Genomic DNA, 19,360 nt, shown 5'->3' on the forward strand with positions numbered 1-19,360 from the left:
ACTGCTGGGTCGTCAAGGTGTGGTCACGCCATTGAGAGCAGCGTCAAGCATCGCATTTGGCAGTTCCGTCGTAGTCCCAGTTTTTGTCCATAAAAGAAGCGTGCGAATACGATGGTTTGGATAAATTTGTTTCAATGCGTCACGGTATGCGGCCATTTGTCTAGCAAGGCCATCGGGTGTTTGTTCTGGTGTTTTTGGCGCCACACGATTGGATTTGAAATCGACGGCGATGACATCTGTGTCTGTTACGATCAATCTGTCGATGATCCCGTGCATGCGATCGTTCCCAAGGGATGGCAGCGTCGCTGAGATTGGGATTTCCGCCAGACCAGAGGCAAAGATCCATGAGAGGTCGGGCGCATCGAGCGTCGCAAGTGCCTCTTTGATCAGGTCATCAATATTCGGAATGAGACCCGCTTCTGGATGATTGTTGGTAAAACCAATGGCGGCACCTGGCCGTGTCGTTGGGTCCATTTCTGGCAAGATTTCTAGCAAAAAATGGATGATGCTCCCCCATGCCAATGCCAAATCAGAAGTGTCGGTGTGCGTTTCACCCTCCATGGTTTTTGCGCCGCCAAGCTCCGATGGGAAGCGGATTCCAGGAAGAACTGGTAAATCGGGAAGCGTTTTTCCAAAGGCGGGCATCACAGCCTTGGATGCAGTCGCCTCAGTGGTCTCGACCATCGGACCCGCGTCCCAAGTCCAGCGGCTAAACCGTTTGATCGTGCCGAAGGCTGTAGGATGATCGACGGCATCCAGATGGTCGAGCGCGCTTGAAACTGTCCTGTGCCAACTGTCGTTATCACCTTTGCCGACATCGCCAGCTGCGGCAACGATCAACCAGTTTTCGGCCCGTGTCAGCGCCACATAAAGCAGCCGCCGCCGTTCACGATCTTGGGCGTCCAGCATGTCGTCTTGAATGTCTCGCATGACCTGAGGCATCACATCCGATTTTGGCTTCCAGTACACATGGCCGCCTAATGTCAACAGATCGCCACGGACCTCACGCTTGCGCTTTGTTGTGTCGGGCAGGATCACAATCGGCGCTTCGAGCCCCTTGGCGCCATGTACCGTCATCACACGGATACGATCACCGGCAGAATCCATCTGGCGTTTGACAACCACGTCTTCGGTTTGCAGCCACGTGAGAAACCCTGTCAGGCTTGGTACCGAAGATTGCTCATAGCCAAGCGCCTGAGATAGCAGCGCGTCAATCCCGTCTTCTGCCTCATGCCCGAGCCGCGCAATAAGGTTCTGCCGCCCACCGTGGCGGATCAACAGACGGTTAATCAGATCGTATGGGCGCAGAAAATCAGCACGGTTTCGCAGATCATGAAGGATCGCCAACGTGTCTTCATGGGTGCCAGAAGTGCGCAAAGCCTCCCACAAGGTTTGTCGTTTTTTACGTGGCTGCGCGAGGTCGTAAAGCTGTTTTTCCGTCCAGCCGAATAGCGGCGATTTCAGCGCTGCGGCAAGCGACAGATCGTCGTCTTGTAAGGCGAGAAATTGCAGCAGGGCGGATATGTCTTTGACCGCAAGCTCCCCCCCTAGTTTGAGCCGATCCGCGCCTGCAATATCGAGCCCAGCCGTTTTACATGCCGCAATAATTTCACTGAACAAATCTGATCGACGCTGCACGAGAATTAAGAAATCCCCCGGAGTGATTTTTCGACGCGACCATTCGGTGTCGTCAACTTCTTTCACGGGTAAGGTTTCTTGTCCGATCATGCGTTTGATTTCTGCGGCGATCTGCGCAGCAAGGACGACCTTGTGGTTTGTGCGCCCCTTGAGGTCGACAGGATCGTCCCAATCGCGTTCTTCTGGTTTCTCGGATGGTTCAATCACTGGCCAAACATCGACGCGCCCCGGCATGCCGTCTTTGAATGCGCGGTGTTCAATATGGTCGCCAAGCCCCTCGGCCATTTCACCCTTGAACGTTTGATCGACCAGTTGCAGTACGGCCGCGGATGATCGGAAGGAATAGAGCAGTTCAAGCCTATGGAGTGGTTTTTCAACCTTTGCCAATTCACTGCTAAAATGGACGCTCATCCGGTCGAACCCATCGGGGTCTGCGCCTTGGAAGGAATAGATCGACTGCTTTTTGTCACCCACAACGAACACAGTGCGTTCCCGATCAGGGTTGGCGCCGATTCCAGTCGAAAATTCCTGCGTCAGCAGGCGCACGATGTCCCATTGATCCGGTGCCGTGTCCTGCGCTTCGTCGACCAAGACATGATCGACACCACCATCAAGGCGGAACAGGACCCACTGCGCCACGGCAGGGTCTTCCAACAACGCCTTCGCCTTGCTGATCAGGTCGTCAAAATCCAGTGCTGCGCTTTGTACTTTCTTCGTTTCATATCTCTGCACAAACGGGGTCGCAAAGGCGATAAGCGCGCGGGTTTTTTCAAGGGCGAGCCAACACCATCGCGCGTCCCGACCATCTTCGACCCGCTGCATCAAATCATTCAGTTCATCGATAAGGTCAGGATTGGCGGCACGAACTGCTTTGGTAGGAAAGCTGTCGATCTTTGCGCCGTAGGGACTTTTGGCATCCTTCCCGAACAGAAACACGTCCTCCATTACGGCCAAATCAGTCATATCAGGGCCAGTGTTACAGTTGATTGCCTGCAATTTTATCGCGGCTTTCTGATCATTAGCACCTGAGGTGAGGCAGATCGGGATCAGCTGCTGGATCGCAGCAAGATCATGTGGTCCTGCAATCGCGTCGATCAGCCCATCGAGTGTGAGGTTTTTGGGGATGTCGAATGTTTGCGCCAAATCATCTGCGGAAAGTGGTGATAAAAATGCCGACCTGCGTGCTGTGATTGCTGCCAAAAACTTGCCAACCTCAGCGCCTGTATAATGCCGCGCAAACCCCGCCACCGCATCCGCGTGATCCCCAGTCGCCATCTCATCAAGGACATTTTCGCGTAGCAATTGCGCAGCACGATCTTCCATCTCTTTGAATTGTGGGCTGACTTCTGCTTCCAGTGGAAACCGCCGCAGCACGCCTGCGCAAAAAGAGTGGATCGTCTGGATTTTCAGCCCGCCAGGGGTTTCAATCGCGCTGGCAAACAATGTGCGTGCATTGCTGAGATAATCGTCATCAATTGCTGCTTCGGTGCCCAATTCAACCAGTTGCTTGTGCAACGCGGGTTTGGGCATCATCGCCCATTCACCCAACCGCTGGAACAAACGGTTCTGCATTTCAGACGCAGCTGCCTTGGTGTAGGTCAGGCACAATACGTTTTCAGGGCGGGTTCCGGCCAACAGCAACCGCGCAACACGTTCAGTTAATACGCGTGTTTTTCCGGATCCCGCGTTGGCGGACAGCCATGTGGATTGCGTTGGATCGGCGGCTTCGATTTGGCGTCTGGTTGCGTCATTATGGATCATGTCATGTCCTGTGCAACAGCGTCGTGTGTTTCATCCCATTCGCCATAGCGCGCAAGGTGATCATAACTGCCCTCAAACGACACAATCTCATTTGCGCTACGTGATGTGTATCCTTTGGATGGGTCCATCCATTTAGCAATGAGCCCTTCGAACCGCGCCCAAGTTTCGTCAGGTGTTTCATCGTTCAACGGGGCGGATTGGTCTTTCAAATCGCTGCCCAAACCGATGTAGACAGCGGCCTTGGTTCGCACGCTGCCCAAGGCCGTGAACGCACCGCGTTCGACCATCGCCGCCTCAAGGAGCAGTTGTTTATCAAAGTATTTTTGCTGGGCTGGGCTGGGGGTTTTGCCGGTTTTATAGTCATAAATCAGCGCCTCGCCATCGTTGGACATATCGATCCGGTCCGCCGTTCCCGTGAGAGTAAATGGCAGGTTCGCCAGCTTCAGTTCGCCACGAATCTCGGTGTCTACATTGGCGGAATACGCACGGCGTTTTTGCTCCTCGGCTAGGAAATGCGGTGTGAAGGACGCAATCCGCGCGAACCAAAGCGCGCGAACAGCAGGCCAAGGACAGCGTTCTTCCAGTACGTCCGTCGCGATAGCCAGCAATGCGCCGGCAGCGCCAGCGTTCGTGGGGTCAATATTGGCCTTTACGAACCGTTCAAGGACCTTGTGAACGATGGTGCCACGCAAGGGCGCGTCGGGCGTGTGCGCCAAGCTGTCCAGCGAATTTAGCCCAAGAATTTTGCGGGCGTAGATCGCATAGGGATCGCGGATGAGCGTTTTGATCTGTGTAACTGACAACCTGTCTGGCCTTACATCGGTCGGTGGACAGGGGGACGGTCGCGGTGCTGGGTCAACTGTAAATGGCGGAGCCGCGATGCTAGCCGTGAGGGTGAGCCAATGCTGCCCCCGTTCACGCATCGCATCAAGATACGCAGGGCCGCCTTTCTCGTCCAAACCGCCAAGCAAATTTGTCAGGCGATTGATCCACCGACTCGGCACTGTTTCGGCTTCGTCAGACCGCACTGCGCGACTAAGAACGACCTCGCGTGCGCAGACAGCTTGCTGGTAATCGTGCGCGCTAAGGCCAATGCGACGTTCCGGCAACAACAATCCAGCCCGCATCCGCAGCGGTCGGTTCAGCCAAGGATCAGGGGTGGGTGTCTCTGGCCAAGTGCCTTCGTTGAGGCCTGCAAGGATCACGAGATCCGCCGACTGCACTCGCGCTTCTAACGTACCCCAAATCAGGACTTGTGGGTGGCCTTGGTCACGGTCGCGATCTTCCCCATCAGCAAGAGTGCTGCCGACCAGTTGGCGATAATCACGCGCTGTCATCACACCGCCCGCATCAGCATGGGTGCGCAATTCGGACATCAGCCGGAAAGCCTCCCGACCAGCCCCTTTTTTCCAAAGCTCACCGGACCCATCGGTATTCGGTCCAGCGGCGAGACGCTCAGAAATTTTTACATGCTCATCAAGAAATGTGCCTAATTCATGCGGTCTAGGGTCTTTGAGATTTAGCAGCGTTGCGCCTATCCAATGCACCCAAGCGACGCGGTCAGGGTGCTTGTCTTTCGTACCATCGGCCCAGTTTGTCAGGCTTTCATCCGTTGGGAATGGCGGCCCGTTCCTGCGCACTTCAAGTTCGAGTGCGTTCGTATGCAATCCGTGGTTGCCACGTTCGGAATTACACAGCGGATGGCGCAACAAGACCAATAGACGTTCCGCGTCCAGTGGTTCACAAAATAGGTCTGCGATATGGCGCAGAAAGCGACCTGGGGCTGTGAGTTGCAATGGCAGGCCCGCGCTGTCGTCTGGTGTGATGTCCCAACGATCCAGCGCAGCGGTAACTTGTCGTGTGAGCATCCGGTCGGGTGAGATCAGCGCGGCGGTTTGTCGGTCTTCAACCGCCTGGCGCAGCCGCGCGGCAATCGCATCTGCTTGCGCGCGCGGGGTCGGGGCCTCAATCAAAGTGATGCCTTTTGTTGCTTCGCCAAGATCGCCCAAATCAGGTCCGTCGTTGATCCACTGATGGGTCACGGGTGCTGGCCGCAGTGAAAGCGAAATCAGCCCAGTGCGTGCGACGTTAATTTTGGTTTTGTCACCCCAAGTTCGGATATCAGACGGTCGGATACCCAGCGCATCACAAAAAGCTTTGAACCGATATTGCGGATGATCCTCACCACCTTTTTTCTGTTCCATCATATCCCAAACATGGGCCGGCATATCGTGATCCAAACCGGGTAGAATAACAGCGCCTTGCGGCAGTTTCGCGACTGCTTGCATGAACAGCGACGTGGCCCCCCGCGAACCGGTTGACCCCGCAACGATGACCGGATGGTTTGGTGGCGCATCAGCCCAGCGTTCAACGAGCGTTTCAATAACATGACGCTGGCGGCCTTCGCCATCCAACCGATCATCCACAAAGAACTGCTGCACCAGTTGAATGAATGACAACGCGCGCTGCCAATGCCCCGATTGGTCCGTGACGTCGAGGTTTGCGACTGTTTCAGGCGCGACACCTTCGCCCTGCATCTCGCTCATCAGCGCAACGAGACTGTCTGCCAAATCAATCGCTGCATCTTGTGACGCGAGCGTCGGGTCCGCATCGATCAGGCCTTTGACCAGCTGCGCGACCTCAAGTCTACGACGCAAAGGCGCAATGGCTGGCGGGATGTCGCGCCCAACCGCGTCTTGCGCAAGATCGGTGATAAGGCGGATGCGCGGCAACAAAAGCGCGTCGCCTTGGTGAAACAACGACGTCAGGTGGCGCTGCATGCGGCGGGTGTTCACATAGATTTCAACGCAGGCCACATCTGTTGGCGCCATCGGTTCAAACGACGCCTTTAATCCATCATAAAGAGCCCTCGAAAAGTCTTGACCGAGGGGTACCCCGAACACGCGGGGGATTTCTATTGGGTCAAGCATCATCACCTCCAGCGAGCATATCTTCAGCAATTTTTATGCTGTCAAGGCTGCCAACATCACACCATTGGCCGTCATAAACGGCACCAAACATCGTTTTGCGGTTTAGCATCCTGTCCCACAGTGCCCACATAGAAAACTTATTTTCAAGGATGTCAGCCAGCCCATCTGTGCAGATTATCTGGACACCGGAATAAACGTAGCTGGTTCCACGCGTCAGGCGACCAGAGCCATCGATGTCGAAATCCCCCGATCCAGTATGACCAACCGCATGAGCGCGAGGGATCAACAGTAAGAGCGATTCCATTTCAGCAGGCATCCAAGTCTGACTGAGCACATGTACTGGGTTTGGCCCTTTCCATACAGCGTCAGTGTTCATCGTCAGGACTGGATTGCTGTCGAGAAGTGGAAGTGCATGCTTCAGCCCGCCACCTGTTTCTAGTAACTGTTTGGATTCATTAGAGATCATGACATTAGTCTGTGCAAGTTGATCGCGGATCTGATCTGCAAAGTAATGCACATTAACGACGGTCCGAAGACCTGTGCAGTGCGCTAATGCATGATCCAGCAGCGCGCGACCCGCGACGTTTACCAACGGCTTTGGCCGTGTATTCGTAAGTGGCGCCATGCGGGTTCCAAGACCTGCGGCAAACAGCAAAATGGCGGACGGTGTGATCAAGATTGTGCCCCCTTGGGACCTAATGCACGCTGGACAAGGTGTCCAAGGTCGGCAAGATCTGGCATCGCCAAGTCCGTCTGTAAATGTGCCCAGACACGTGGAGCTAGCGAAAGATACCCAGTCTTGCCATCCTGTTGTGCAAGGCGGTGAAAGATGCCTAAAATACGCAAGTTTCGCTGAACAGCCATCACATGGAACGCGCGTTTGAAATCCGCGACGTTCCCATCTTCGCCAGCGAGTTGGGTGAGAAGAGAGGCGAGCATTGCAGGGTCAACGTCCCGCCGCGCATCACGCAGCAATGACGCCAGATCGTAGGTTGGATGGGCGATAAATGCATCCTGAAAATCGAGCAAACCAACGCGCCAGTTACCATGGTTTGTGGGCCGCCAAATTAGGTTTTCCGCGTGAAAGTCCCGAAGCGATAGCACGCGCGCGTCGTGGTCTATTTCTTGCAAGAGGTTGCGCAGACTCGCGGTGATCTCTGTGGCGAGATCTTTGCTTTGGTCCGTTGCGGCCCATTCAAATGCAACACTAACCATATCCGCCCCGACATCTGGCGTCATTTCGGTCAGGCCAATGGGGGGCGGTGTGGATTGCACGGTGCGCAATACGTTGACTGCTGCGCTATATAGATTTGGCTCGTCTGTTGGTGCCGCGCTTAGGTATTTTGCGAAGTCGTGTTGGCCAAGGTCGCTGATGATCATAAGACCCTTTGGGTCATCCCATTCCAGAACCTCAGGTGACGCAAGGTTGAGCGATTTCAAGTGAGTCGCGATGTCCACGAAACGCGATTGGCTCCCGCATGTTTCTGGTGGCGCATCCATCAAAACGACTGACCGCCCGTTTTGACCTATAAGGCGTTCGTACTGTCGCGGCGACGCGTCTGCGGTCATTTGAATCCGCTGCCAACTTGCCCAGTCAGTTGTCATTAACCATTGTGTCACGATGGAACTACGCATTTTGCGATAATCCCACAAGCCGATCGCGCCAGTTGTCGCCAAACGTTACCGTCGCGAGGTGGCAATCTGGCGCAACAGAAAGTTCAATATCAAGGGCTGTGTTTGGCGCTAGGTCGCCCAACAATTCCGGCCATTCGATTAGGCAAATGTGGTCAGTGAACGCATCCATCAATCCAAGCTCAACCGCCTCTTGCGCATCGCCTAGGCGATAGAGGTCGGCGTGCCAGATCTCTAGGTCGTTATAGTCATAGGTTTGCACAAGCGTGAAAGTGGGCGAAGGAACTTCGGTATCAGGGCCCAGCAGGCTTCGGATAAAAGCCCGCGCCAACGCAGACTTGCCGGACCCGATCTGTCCACGCAGAAGGAAACAATCACCCGCGCGTGCATACTTGGCAAGAATGCGCCCGAGGTGATCAGTGTCGTCTTGTGTGGTCAGTCGAAGTGTGGTGGTTGCGCGCGCCATGTGCCAACATTAGGCCGCAGTGTTCCGCCTGCAAGGTCATTCAGACTGACATCGACTGACTTGGTCTAAAAATGACTGTTTCGACCTTCGACGCACTACCTGATTCCCGTTCTGATGGGGTGAATGTGATCTGGTGGTTGCCATCGGGCAACGGAGAATAGCGGCAAACAATTTCGACGTGGCTGTCAAGCCAGACTGACCCGTCCCATGGCGTGTCACTTCTCCCGCGTGTGATTGTCTCCTGCAACTTAACCCACACAGGTGACGGCGCTGATGTGGTCTGCCAAATCTGAAGTTCTTCTAAAAAGTCACGGCTGCTTATCGCGTCTTCGGATTGGGTACCCCAAAGACTTCGATAGGCGCTGTTCGCCAACACCAGGGATCCAGAAGAAGAAAAAACTGCTACGGCAGAGGCCAAGTTGTCGATCACGGCCGCACTGATATCAATTTGTGAACGGAACTTCCGGGTCAAAGAAATTTCGTCACTGATGTCTTCAAAAAGGAAAGCGATGGCACCGTTGGGATGCGGTTTACCGGTCACACGGAAGGTTTGTCCGTTCGGGAGAGGCCATGTTTCGTGGTAGTTGCCCTCAGTTGCGGCAGATTCCAAGGCGACCATCTGATCGCGCCACGACGCGTAATCCTTGGGTTCTGGGATCATCTGATTGTCGCGCAAACGGTCAAGAAATGAAAACAGGGTTGGGCGTGCAATCAAGAAATTAGTCGGTAGTAGCGTCAAATCAACAAGCGCGGGATTAAACAGAACAAGACGGCGATCCGAATCAAATATAACGAGACCAACCGACAGTTGCGCAAAGGTTTTTGTCAGGGTTTGAACAAAACTGCGCTGGGCATCGCGGGCAAAAACGACAGCGCTTGCATCGATAGCAAAGTGGATTGTATCGGTGCCACGTTTCAGGCTCGTAATTTCAAACCAAATCGGTTTTTCTTGATCGGGCGTATCAACGCGGTGCATGTCGATAACCGGCGCCGCTCCAACGGGACGGGCCGTTTGGTTGAAAACCTCACGGGGTGGCCATGGCAGAACGTCATTCGGGCCGATGGCGTGAAGGATTTCTGACAGCTCCATGTAGGAACGGTTCGCCCAGATCAGCACGCCTTCGGCATCGTGTTTCCAGATCAATTGCGGCGAATCTTCACCGATACTGCGCAGCGTTTCAAGCTCATGTTCCATGGCTGTCGCGGTCAATGGATGAATGGTTTCATCTGGATGATCTTGGTCTTGGACCAATGTGATACGCGCCATTCCGTTCCAAAATTCAGCCTCAATCCAGCCATTTTGACCATCGGCTGGCTTGATCTTTTTTTTGCCGACAGTTGCAAGGTCGCCGCATTTCGACCGCAGATGTGGAAATCGAGATGATAAAAGAGCGAGAAAATTTTCCCAATCAGAACGGTGCGCTTCGCGGAACTCCATCAAATCGCGGGCGAGAGGGGTAGCATCCGAAAGCGTTTCATCTTCAAACAGAAAGGTGATTGAGTCTTCTGCTTCTCGTATCAACGTTCGCGCAGTCACTTCCGTCTTGCTGTTTGTACGGATCCAGATCGACATCATCCCAACTGCGGCCAAAGCCCCAAGGATCAGAGCGCCTGTTGCACCAAGAAAAGCTAACTGTGACATTCCAGACCTCCGACTCAACGAATTTCAAGATGCTCTAATTTGGTTAACTGACGGTTAAGGCTCAGGTAATCAATGTATTGTCGCCCAGCGCGCCGCGGGACGTTTCAGCAAGCGCTTCTATGCTGGCACGGGGCCATTCTACCGTAACGATTGCACCGCCGCGATGACCAGAAACTGTGTGCGCGCCGCCGTTTGCGAAACCCAACGTGGCGCCAGATCGTTCCAGAAGCGTCTTGGCGATGAACAGACCAAGCCCCATGCCTTCATATCCTGGACGCCGGACGCTTTTTTCGTCTGGACGTCGCCGCCGTACAAATGGTTCGCCAATGCGACCAAGAACCGAATTCGGGAATCCGGGGCCGTCGTCACTGATCCGAAGGCTGATGCTGTCATCGGTCCAACTGATTTCAACCAAGACAGCATTTTGCGCGAAATCCACTGCGTTCTGAACGAAGTTACGGATTCCGTGTATGATTTCTGGCCGTCGGAAAATGTCAGGCTGGCGTGATCCATCATCATTATGTGGGATCGTTTTGAACGCGACCTTTTTGCCACGCCCAAGATGTGGTTCACTTGCCTCTCTCACAACAATCTCGATGGGCGCTTGGCGCATCAAATGATCCTCTTTGCCAGCGCTCCCCATTGATCGCAGGATATCGCGGCAGCGGTCCGCTTGTTCACGGATCAAAAGCGCGTCTTCACGCAATTCGTCTTGATCGCCAAGTTCATCAATTAACTCGCTACTCACGAGTTTAATGGTTGCTAAGGGCGTGCCAAGTTCATGGGCAGCGGCGGCGACAACGCCCCCAAGGTCAGTCAGTTTCTGTTCCCGCGCGAGGGCCATTTGCGTCGCGACCAAAGCCTCGCTCATGGAGAGGGTTTCTTGGGTGACTTGGCGGGCGTAGATGCCAATGAAGACGACGCCGATGACAAGCGCGACCCAAAATCCAAAGATAAACAGGTCGGGCAGAATCAATGGTTCACCCGATGCGGTCATTATTGGCAAGTTTACGAACCAAAGAAGTGTCACGATTCCTAACGCAAGTGCACCAAGAATCAACGTGCTGCGCAGTGGAAGAATCGTCGATGCGACGGTCACAGGGGCAAGCATCAACAATGCAAATGGATTGTTTAGCCCCCCCGTCAGGTACAACAGCAACCCAAGTTGCCCGAGGTCGAAGCCGATCATCAGGTCGGCCTCGCCTTCAGATAAGCGACGACTTTCTGGGTAAACAAAGTAAAAGATGATGTTCACGAGAATAGGCAGGCCAATCACGATGGCGATCAGGCCGATCTCAAGTGAGAGGTGGTAGATGTAGATAGCGGTCAAAACTGCGCCGATCTGACCGGCCACAGCATACCATCGCAACTGGGCGAGCGTACGCACCCGCACCCAGTTGCTGCGTTTCTGATTCTGGAACACGTCGTGATCTATCTGCGCCATAATGCCCCGATTAACTTTTGTGACTTACCGTTCTAACATGGTGCGCATAATTACAGATCAATCACGATTCAAATATTGGATGCTAAACATGTCGAAAACCTATGTAGTTGCCGCCGGAGCCGTTGTTGTCGCCCTACTTGGCGGCACGATTTTAGCGACACAATTTGGCGGCAACGATGATGCATTCGCCCAATGCCGTGCAAGTCAATCTGCGGGCGGTGCCATCGGTGGACCGTTTGAATTGGTTGATGAGAACGGTGTGACAGTCACCGACACGGATGTCATCACTGGACCGACGTTGATCTATTTTGGTTTCACGTTCTGCCCCGATGTTTGCCCGTTGGACAACATGCGAAACGCGCAGGCGGTTGATATTTTGGATGCACAAGGCATTGAAGTAACACCTGTTTTCATCTCCATTGACCCTGAACGTGACACCGTCGATGTGGTCCGCGAGTTTACTAATAATTTTCATGAACGGATGATCGGATTAACGGGATCGCTAGAACAAGTGCGGGCCGCGTCACAGGCGTATCGGACCTATTATGCCAAGCAAGAGAGCGAAGACGACTTCTACCTCGTTGACCATACGACGATGTCCTACCTGGTCTTTCCAGAGCAGGGTTTTCAGGAATTCTATCGCCGTGATGTGACAGCGGAGCAGATGGCGGAAAGCCTTTCGTGCTTTATTGAGGCTGCGAGTTGAGACGAGTATTTGACCGGACAGGGTGTGAGCGCTAGTTCTTAGGGTTAACTTGGAAGGACAAAATATGGATCTGCAACCAATCGGTGACGACACATCCCTGTTATTGGTCGACGACGATGAACCGTTTTTACGTCGTCTCGCTAAAGCCATGGAAAAACGCGGGTTTTCGGTTGAGACGGCGGACAGTGTGGCGGCTGGCAAAGCCATCGCGACGGCCCGCCCGCCTGCCTATGCTGTAGTTGATCTGCGACTTGAAGATGGCTCAGGCCTTGATGTGGTTGAAACACTGCGCAATCGCCGCCCGGAAAGCCGGATCGTAGTTTTGACAGGTTACGGCGCCATCGCCACGGCGGTTGCTGCGGTGAAGATTGGTGCGACGGATTATCTGTCAAAACCCGCTGATGCAGCTGACGTGATGAACGCGCTTTTGACGCCCAAAGGTGCGCTTCCACCGGCGCCCGAAAATCCGATGAGCGCGGATCGGGTTCGTTGGGAACACATCCAACGGGTCTATGAGTTGTGCGACCGAAATGTGTCTGAAACAGCCCGTCGTTTGAATATGCACCGCCGCACGTTGCAAAGAATCTTGGCGAAACGTAGCCCGCGTTAAGCGACAAAAAACGGCGCGTGTATCGCGTACACCAGTTGTACACACGGCGTACACAACCTGTATGTACACTTTGCTAGGTCGATGCTTCAGTCTTGAGCCATTTTACAAACACATCCCGGGCGGCCGAGACGACCCCGGGTCGGGTTAGAATGTGATAGGCGATGCCGCTGTTATGTTCTGCGCATAATTTAACGAAACGCCCTGAGGCAATGTTGGGCGCCGCGATTGGCGCTGGCATGACTGCGACCCCAAGACCTGCCAGCGCCGCTGCGCGGGCCAATGGACCTGTCGCGAACGTGGTCACGATTTCTTCATCAAGGACGATACCGTTCTCGGCCAGCCAGAACCGTTCTTCGGATCGTATTCCATCCAGCAACCAACGCGACCCTTTGAGATCGGCGAGACAATTAACTTCTCGCCCCGCGATGTAGGATGGCGCGGCGACGGCGACGTGACCGGCGGCCATCAATCTGTTCGCCTTCACGCCAGCCCAGCCACCGCGCCCGTAGCGGATCGCAACGTCGATATTATCGCTGCGCATGTCGATCAGGGACTTGGACGGGATCAGCTCAACCTCAATTTCGGAATGTTGGTCCCAAAAGCTGCCGATGTGAGGCATCAGCCAGTTGGCGGCAAACGACGGCGTGAGAGCCACACGGATTGCGCGGGTTTTGGATTGATCGAGCAGGTCATTTGAAGCAGTGGCGATGAGGCCAAATGCGTCGCTTAGACTATTGGCAAGTTTGTGGCCTTCAGGTGTGACGGTCATGCCGCGACCCAGTCGTTGCATGAGGGATTGGCTGAAATGATCTTCCAGCGCGCGAACATGCTGGCCGATGGCGGCATGGGTCACATTAAGGTCGCGCGCCGCAGCAGAAAAGCTGCTGTGCCGTGCTGCGGATTCAAACGCACGAAGGGCCGCAAGGGAAGGGATATCATGCCAGTTCATTTGAAAGTCAGGCTAACATATAAAAATTCTTCCTGACTAGGGTAAATCGTATGAAGCCTTTATTAAAAGATCATCAACATAACAAATGGAGGACAAAATGCTTACTATACTTGCAGATGCGATGTTCACAGCGACCCTTACCAAACGGGGCAGTGGCATTCCTGAACACCTCAAATCACACGCGGACCGTTACGTGCCGAACCATGAACGCAATCGGATGCAGGCCAGATTTTCACACAATCCTTACCGCGATCTATGGTAGGATTAGCGTGGGCGGTTCTTCCCTGAGGATCGCCCGCGCATTACAGTGTGAAACGCTTGAGGATAATGTCGGCCAACTGGCCGTCGGTGCGGCTAAAGTGATCCCGTAAGAGTAATCTGTGAAACCCACCCATCAAAGTCATCTTCGTGGGCTGTGCTGCTGCCAAGTGTCATAACTGATCCAAAAGTTCGCCGTGGCGACGGGTAAAGTCATGACGCACTTCAATCGGTGCGCGCAGCCGAATTTCGGCAGTTTTGGCGATGTTAGAGTCTGGTTTACCAAAAAATCTATCGGCTTCAGCTGTTGTAAAACCGGCGATTTTAACGGCTTCAAGCCACGCGCTGATTTTGTCAGCTTTCTTAATCTGCTTCTTGATTGCAACGGGCACCTGCGCGGGTAGCCCGAACCGAATATGGATCGCGGCCATCAACCGATCATCAAGTGTTTCATACCCCGGTCCGACAGCCGCCTTAACGGGGCTGATCATATCACCAATCACATATTCCGGCGCGTCGTGCAGCAACGCCGCGAGCCGCCATTTAATCGGTGCCTTGGGGTTCATTCGGGTAAAAATATCTTCGACCAGCAGCGAATGTTCAGCGACAGAATAGGCAAAATCGCCCATGGTCTGCCCGTTCCAACGGGCGACAAAGGCAAGCCCATGCGCGATATCTTCGATCTCAATATCCATCGGGGTTGGGTCCAGCAGGTCTAGTCTGCGACCCGACAGCATTCGCTGCCACGCACGGGGTTGTTTCATTAAGTACTCTCCACAATAGAACCGCGACCCTATGGCGAGCCGCTCTGCATTGTCGAGACCACATTGCGGTGTTAAAGGAACATCAAATAACTCTTGAGGAGAGAGGCCCGTGGCCAAGGATTACATTGTAAAAGACATTTCGCTTGCAGCATTTGGCCGCAAGGAACTCGTCATTGCTGAAACCGAAATGCCAGGCCTGATGGCGTGTCGCACCGAATTTGGCACAACCAAGCCGCTGAAAGGCGCGCGGATTGTTGGATCGCTGCATATGACGATTCAGACAGCCGTGCTGATTGAGACGCTGGTCGAACTTGGTGCGGACGTGCGCTGGGCATCGTGCAACATCTTTTCCACACAAGACCACGCGGCAGCAGCGATTGCCGAAGGCGGCACGCCGGTGTTTGCGATCAAGGGGCAGTCGCTGGAAGAGCATTGGGATTACCTCGATAAATCGTTCGCATTTCCAGACGGCGCGAACATGATCCTTGACGATGGCGGCGACGCGACGTTGTACATCCTTTATGGGGCGCGCATGGAAGCTGGTGAAGATCTTCTGTCGGTTCCGCAGTCTGAAGAAGAAGTCGCGATCAAGGCGCAGATCCTGAAGCGCATCGCAGAGACACCCGGTTGGTTCGCCAAAACGAAGGCCGACATTCAGGGTGTGTCTGAGGAAACAACGACAGGTGTTCATCGCCTTTATGATCTTCATAAGAAGGGCGAGCTGCCTTTCCCTGCGATCAACGTGAACGATTCTGTCACCAAATCGAAGTTCGACAACAAGTATGGCTGTAAGGAATCGCTGGTTGACGGTATCCGCCGCGCCACTGACACGATGATGGCCGGTAAGGTCGCGGTTGTCATGGGATACGGTGATGTGGGCAAGGGATCTGCTGCGTCGCTTTCTGGTGCTGGCGCGCGTGTGATCGTAACTGAAGTCGATCCTATCTGTGCGCTTCAGGCGGCGATGGACGGTTTTCAGGTCACGACGCTGGATGATGTGGTTGAGACGGCGGATATTTTCGTCACTACAACGGGCAACAAGGACGTGATCCGCATCGAACATATGCGCCGCATGAAAGACATGGCGATTGTTGGTAACATCGGTCACTTCGACAACGAAATTCAAGTTGCAGCGCTGAAAAACCACAAGTGGACGAACATCAAAGAACAGGTCGACATGATCGAGATGCCAAATGGCCATCGCCTGATCCTGTTGTCCGAGGGTCGTCTTCTGAACCTTGGCAACGCGACCGGCCACCCGTCATTTGTGATGTCGGCGTCGTTTACCAACCAGGTTCTTGCGCAGATTGAATTGTGGACGAAGGGCGACGAATACCAGCCCGGCGTTTACATCCTGCCCAAGCATCTGGACGAAAAAGTTGCGCGTCTGCATCTTGATCGCATTGGTGTGAAGCTGTCCAAACTTGATGCCGAACAGGCGGCCTATATTGGTGTGTCACCCGACGGTCCGTTCAAGCCTGAGCATTACCGTTACTAAGGATGATGGGATCAAAGCTGGGGGGGGGGGTCACCCACCCTACTTTTGATAGATAATCCTGACCCTGATGATGAACGCGAGGCCCCGAACATGCGGCCTCGCGTTTTGCGTTGTCGACAATTGGATCGACCGCATTGAAACGTCATGCGCAACGGCTGGCGATGTGGGAATGGCACGGAGTCCAGCCTGCTGCGCGTGAAACCCCAGGCACACAACCGACGGTTTTCCGTCAGACTGGCAGTTACAATAGCCGTCCCATTGGAACGACTCGTGGAGGCAGCAATCGTTGGATTACGCATTCCACTGCTGATCTATAATTGGGACGACTGCACCGATGAGGGCCGATTTTTGCGCGCTTTTCCGGACAGTGCCTGTTCATGGTTCGCCACAACGCTGGGCCCAAATTACAACACCCTACATGCCGACCATTTTCATCTACAAGCCCGGGGTTGGGGTGCCTGCCGCTAGGTTGACGCGGAAAGTGAGATCAGATTTTCCCTTTGCGCTGATGAATTCTGCCAGTAACGTCTGCCTCAGCGCCAAAAAACGGCCATTTTTATACGTGGAAGAATACCATGGGCAAGCGTGATGACCTGATCGCAAAGTATGCGGATGACCTTGAGAACAAGTGCGGCATGACGCCGGACATGGACCTTTTGACGAAAGTTACAATTGGCTGCGGCCCGTCAATTTATAATGACGATGCGTCAACCGTGGAAGGGTCGCAAGCGTCCGAGCTGGAGACGGTGAAAAACAATTACCTGATGAAAAAACTGGGCCTCGCGGATGGTCCCCAATTGATGGATGCGATCAATTCGGTGATCGAGACCTACGGAAAATCTGAGCGCAGCAAGTACCGCGCTGTGGTTTATTACATGCTGACCAAGCACTTCGGTAAAGAATCCACTTACAAGTAACTGGTAAAAGAATCCTGGTAAACATATGTAAAAGCGCGTAACAATAGGTAGGCTTTTCGGCATCGTCGAGTTGTCGGCGATCTTAGCAACGATAGCCCGGACGCCGGATCTCAAGCAGCCTTCAGCACTCGCGTGATGTCGTCCCAGATCCAATGGGCGTCGGCTCTGGACTGACGGTAGCAAGCGGCTGAAAGCGTGTGGCGGCGGTGGCGGAAGACATTTTGGATTTGATCGTGGACGGAGAGAAATTGTTGCGCTTGGCGGGGTGATTTGAACCGACCCATGCATTTTTCTCGCCGCCGGGTCGGCCTGTGCGACCCTTCGGATCGATTGTTGAGTCTCTTATGGCTTCGGTGCTCGATGCCTAGAGCGAGGTCCTTTAGTGCGGCCCCGTAGCTTCGGAGTTTGTCCGTCACAACGACCCGTGGCGCGCCAAATGTTTTGAATAGCTTGCGGAAAAACCGATCCGCGGTCCGTTTATTTCGCCGAGACTGGACGAGGATGTCCAGCACATCGCCGTTGCTGTCGACAGCGCGCCATAGCCAATACTTCTTGCCGTTTATCGGAAGGACAACTTCGTCCAGGTGCCATTTGTCCGCCACTTTGGGTCGATCTCGGCGGATCACCTTGGCATATTGTGATCCGAATTTCGCTACCCAAGCGCGGATGGTCTCGTAGCTGACTATAATCCCGCGTGCTGCCAGCAAGTCCTCGACATCGCGCAAACTCATGGGAAATCGGTGATAGGCCCAGACGGCGTATGCGATGATTGACCTGCGCCCCTAAAACCCCTCCAGATTTGTGTAGAGTCCGCCCAACAAAAGGACGGACAAATGAAGGCACGATTTACAGACGAACGGATCATAGCAATTATCAAAGAACAGGAATCTGGGGAGAAGACCGCTGATGTATGTCGGCGGCACGGGATCAGTTCAGCGACGTTCTATAAATACACATCGAAGTATGGAGGCATGGAGCCGTCTGACGCGAAGCGGTTGCGGGCCTTGGAAGACGAGAACGGGAAGCTAAAGAAGCTGCTAGCGGAACAGATGCTCCCTTCTCGGGACATTGCTGCGCAATACCCTGTCAGGCCAGGGACAATGCAATGTTGCGAGACATCAATTCAAAAAAATGGTGACGCCCGTTGGGAAGCGTAAAGCTGTGGTTCACTTGATGGAAACTCATCAGGTTAGCCAGCGACCATTGCCCGGCAGGCGATTGCAAAGCAATCTGCCGAGAGGGGGCGTGCGATGTCTTGCAAGTTGATCGATCAACGGTGCGGTATCCGTCTCGCCGTGGCGATGACGCTGAGTTGCGTAATGCCATCAAGCGGGTTTTGAGGGAGCGGCGACGGTTTGGTTGCCGTCGTGTTCATGTGATGATCGCGCGCGAAGGCTTTGCGGTGAACCACAAAAAGGTGAGACGCATTTACACTGAAGAGAAGCTCCAAGTGCGTCGTGGGGGCGGTAGAAAGCGCGCTTTGGGCACGCGGAAGCCGATGGTGCTGCCTGATGGTCCTAACCAGAGATGGTCATTAGATTTTGTGTCTGACGCGCTGACTGACGGTCGCCGGTTTCGTATTCTGACGGTTGTCGATGACTTCAGCCGCGAGAACCTGGTGCTTGTCGCGGACACATCATTGTCTGGTCAGCGCGTTGCCCGAGAACTGGACCGCGTAATCGCTGAGCGCGGCATGCCAAAGACGATTGTGTCGGATAACGTCCTATGCACCGAATTCACCAGCATGGCGATCCTCAAATGGGTTCAAAATACGGGCATCGATTGGCATTATATCGCGTCCCGCCGCCCGGCAGTGGTTTGCTTGCAAACCATGAGAGGGGGCAAGCCCCAGCAGAACGGGTTCATCGAAAGCTTCAACGGTAAACTAAGAGATGAATGCCTCAATGAAACGCTGTTTGCTACATTGGGCGACGCCCGCAAAACGCTTGAAGAATGGCAGGACGACTACAACTGGCGCAGACCACATTCAGCTCTGGGGAACCTGACGCCAATGGAATTTTTAGAGAGAAGGATCATCGACAAGATGACCGCTTAAGGTCAAAGATTTAGCACCAAGGACTCCGCGCAAAGCTGGAGGGAAATTGGGGCACAGGTCAGGCCATACGACGACCAGTGGGCCTATCT

General features: G+C 54.1%; 16 protein-coding genes and 1 pseudogene. 7 read left to right on the forward strand and 10 right to left on the reverse strand.

Going from position 1 to position 19,360, the window contains the following annotated elements; all coding sequences use genetic code 11:
• Positions 1 to 12: 12 nt before the first annotated feature.
• The 7 genes from addA to regB form a co-directional block, all read right to left on the reverse strand.
• Positions 13 to 3,399 (reverse strand): double-strand break repair helicase AddA, encoded by a 3,387-nt coding sequence (gene addA / locus OAN307_RS24270; RefSeq protein WP_015502045.1) that lies wholly within the window; start codon positions 3,397 to 3,399, stop codon positions 13 to 15.
• Positions 3,396 to 6,329: a double-strand break repair protein AddB gene (gene addB / locus OAN307_RS24275; RefSeq protein ID WP_015502046.1), complete on the reverse strand. Its 2,934-nt coding sequence runs from the start codon at positions 6,327 to 6,329 to the stop codon at positions 3,396 to 3,398. Before addB ends, addA begins: the two co-directional genes overlap by 4 nt.
• Positions 6,322 to 7,005 (reverse strand): nucleotidyltransferase family protein, encoded by a 684-nt coding sequence (locus OAN307_RS24280; protein ID WP_015502047.1) that lies wholly within the window; start codon positions 7,003 to 7,005, stop codon positions 6,322 to 6,324. Before OAN307_RS24280 ends, addB begins: the two co-directional genes overlap by 8 nt.
• Positions 7,002 to 7,898, reverse strand: a complete 897-nt coding sequence (locus OAN307_RS24285; protein ID WP_245540944.1) for an aminoglycoside phosphotransferase family protein — start codon at positions 7,896 to 7,898, stop codon at positions 7,002 to 7,004. The genes OAN307_RS24280 and OAN307_RS24285 overlap by 4 nt, the downstream gene beginning before the upstream one ends.
• Before the next feature lie 58 nt (positions 7,899 to 7,956).
• Positions 7,957 to 8,427 (reverse strand): tRNA (adenosine(37)-N6)-threonylcarbamoyltransferase complex ATPase subunit type 1 TsaE, encoded by a 471-nt coding sequence (gene tsaE, locus OAN307_RS24290; RefSeq protein WP_015502049.1) that lies wholly within the window; start codon positions 8,425 to 8,427, stop codon positions 7,957 to 7,959.
• Positions 8,428 to 8,467: 40 nt separating this feature from the next.
• Complete coding sequence (locus tag OAN307_RS24295; RefSeq protein WP_015502050.1) at positions 8,468 to 10,069, reverse strand: PAS-domain containing protein; 1,602 nt, start codon at positions 10,067 to 10,069, stop codon at positions 8,468 to 8,470.
• A gap of 61 nt (positions 10,070 to 10,130) precedes the next feature.
• Positions 10,131 to 11,513, reverse strand: coding sequence for a sensor histidine kinase RegB (gene regB / locus OAN307_RS24300; RefSeq protein ID WP_015502051.1), 1,383 nt, complete (start codon positions 11,511 to 11,513; stop codon positions 10,131 to 10,133).
• 88 nt (positions 11,514 to 11,601) lie between these two features.
• Here regB and OAN307_RS24305 point away from each other — a divergent pair, with 88 nt between their 5' ends.
• Both OAN307_RS24305 and OAN307_RS24310 read left to right on the forward strand, forming a co-directional pair.
• Positions 11,602 to 12,219, forward strand: a complete 618-nt coding sequence (locus OAN307_RS24305; protein ID WP_015502052.1) for an SCO family protein — start codon at positions 11,602 to 11,604, stop codon at positions 12,217 to 12,219.
• Between the two features lie 64 nt (positions 12,220 to 12,283).
• The gene (locus tag OAN307_RS24310) at positions 12,284 to 12,829 is read left to right on the forward strand and encodes an ActR/PrrA/RegA family redox response regulator transcription factor (protein WP_015502053.1); all 546 of its coding nucleotides are present in this window, start codon (positions 12,284 to 12,286) and stop codon (positions 12,827 to 12,829) included.
• 73 nt (positions 12,830 to 12,902) lie between these two features.
• Here the strand turns inward: OAN307_RS24310 and OAN307_RS24315 are convergent, their stop codons facing one another.
• Positions 12,903 to 13,778, reverse strand: coding sequence for a LysR family transcriptional regulator (locus OAN307_RS24315; protein ID WP_015502054.1), 876 nt, complete (start codon positions 13,776 to 13,778; stop codon positions 12,903 to 12,905).
• 97 nt (positions 13,779 to 13,875) lie between these two features.
• Here OAN307_RS24315 and OAN307_RS29295 point away from each other — a divergent pair, with 97 nt between their 5' ends.
• The gene (locus OAN307_RS29295; RefSeq protein WP_015502055.1) at positions 13,876 to 14,040 is read left to right on the forward strand and encodes a hypothetical protein; all 165 of its coding nucleotides are present in this window, start codon (positions 13,876 to 13,878) and stop codon (positions 14,038 to 14,040) included.
• Positions 14,041 to 14,209: 169 nt separating this feature from the next.
• On the opposite strand, the gene OAN307_RS24320 is transcribed toward OAN307_RS29295, so the two are convergent.
• Positions 14,210 to 14,800, reverse strand: coding sequence for an HD domain-containing protein (locus OAN307_RS24320; protein WP_015502056.1), 591 nt, complete (start codon positions 14,798 to 14,800; stop codon positions 14,210 to 14,212).
• Positions 14,801 to 14,909: 109 nt separating this feature from the next.
• Here OAN307_RS24320 and ahcY point away from each other — a divergent pair, with 109 nt between their 5' ends.
• The 3 genes from ahcY (at position 14,910) to OAN307_RS24335 (ending at position 17,215) form a co-directional block, all read left to right on the forward strand.
• Positions 14,910 to 16,298: an adenosylhomocysteinase gene (gene ahcY, locus OAN307_RS24325; protein WP_015502057.1), complete on the forward strand. Its 1,389-nt coding sequence runs from the start codon at positions 14,910 to 14,912 to the stop codon at positions 16,296 to 16,298.
• A gap of 144 nt (positions 16,299 to 16,442) precedes the next feature.
• Positions 16,443 to 16,766 carry an extensin family protein gene (locus OAN307_RS31580; RefSeq protein WP_051068094.1) on the forward strand — a complete coding sequence of 108 codons (324 nt, stop codon included), beginning with the start codon at positions 16,443 to 16,445 and terminating at the stop codon, positions 16,764 to 16,766.
• Between the two features lie 107 nt (positions 16,767 to 16,873).
• Complete coding sequence (locus OAN307_RS24335) at positions 16,874 to 17,215, forward strand: DUF2853 family protein (protein WP_015502058.1); 342 nt, start codon at positions 16,874 to 16,876, stop codon at positions 17,213 to 17,215.
• Between the two features lie 110 nt (positions 17,216 to 17,325).
• Here OAN307_RS24335 and OAN307_RS24340 read toward each other — a convergent pair whose 3' ends face one another.
• Positions 17,326 to 17,985, reverse strand: a complete 660-nt coding sequence (locus OAN307_RS24340; protein ID WP_051068095.1) for an IS6 family transposase — start codon at positions 17,983 to 17,985, stop codon at positions 17,326 to 17,328.
• A gap of 63 nt (positions 17,986 to 18,048) precedes the next feature.
• Here OAN307_RS24340 and OAN307_RS30570 point away from each other — a divergent pair.
• Positions 18,049 to 19,235: pseudogene (locus OAN307_RS30570) on the forward strand (IS3 family transposase); the annotation flags it as partial.
• Positions 19,236 to 19,360: the final 125 nt, after the last annotated feature.

Origin of the sequence: Octadecabacter antarcticus 307 (genome assembly GCF_000155675.2) — a bacterium.
Classification (GTDB): Bacteria; Pseudomonadota; Alphaproteobacteria; order Rhodobacterales; family Rhodobacteraceae; genus Octadecabacter; species Octadecabacter antarcticus.

Bases quoted from the DNA above. Each gene is read 5' to 3' on its own strand.
- addA (WP_015502045.1), bottom strand. From the start codon at position 3,399: ATGATCCATAATGACGCAACCAGACGCCAAATCGAAGCCGCCGATCCA.
- addB (WP_015502046.1), bottom strand. From the start codon at position 6,329: ATGCTTGACCCAATAGAAATCCCCCGCGTGTTCGGGGTACCCCTCGGT.
- OAN307_RS24285 (WP_245540944.1), bottom strand. From the start codon at position 7,898: ATGACCGCAGACGCGTCGCCGCGACAGTACGAACGCCTTATAGGTCAA.
- tsaE (WP_015502049.1), bottom strand. From the start codon at position 8,427: ATGGCGCGCGCAACCACCACACTTCGACTGACCACACAAGACGACACT.
- OAN307_RS24295 (WP_015502050.1), bottom strand. From the start codon at position 10,069: ATGTCACAGTTAGCTTTTCTTGGTGCAACAGGCGCTCTGATCCTTGGG.
- regB (WP_015502051.1), bottom strand. From the start codon at position 11,513: ATGGCGCAGATAGATCACGACGTGTTCCAGAATCAGAAACGCAGCAAC.
- OAN307_RS24305 (WP_015502052.1), top strand. From the start codon at position 11,602: ATGTCGAAAACCTATGTAGTTGCCGCCGGAGCCGTTGTTGTCGCCCTA.
- OAN307_RS24310 (WP_015502053.1), top strand. From the start codon at position 12,284: ATGGATCTGCAACCAATCGGTGACGACACATCCCTGTTATTGGTCGAC.
- OAN307_RS24315 (WP_015502054.1), bottom strand. From the start codon at position 13,778: ATGAACTGGCATGATATCCCTTCCCTTGCGGCCCTTCGTGCGTTTGAA.
- OAN307_RS29295 (WP_015502055.1), top strand. From the start codon at position 13,876: ATGCTTACTATACTTGCAGATGCGATGTTCACAGCGACCCTTACCAAA.
- OAN307_RS24320 (WP_015502056.1), bottom strand. From the start codon at position 14,800: ATGAAACAACCCCGTGCGTGGCAGCGAATGCTGTCGGGTCGCAGACTA.
- OAN307_RS31580 (WP_051068094.1), top strand. From the start codon at position 16,443: ATGCGCAACGGCTGGCGATGTGGGAATGGCACGGAGTCCAGCCTGCTG.
- OAN307_RS24335 (WP_015502058.1), top strand. From the start codon at position 16,874: ATGGGCAAGCGTGATGACCTGATCGCAAAGTATGCGGATGACCTTGAG.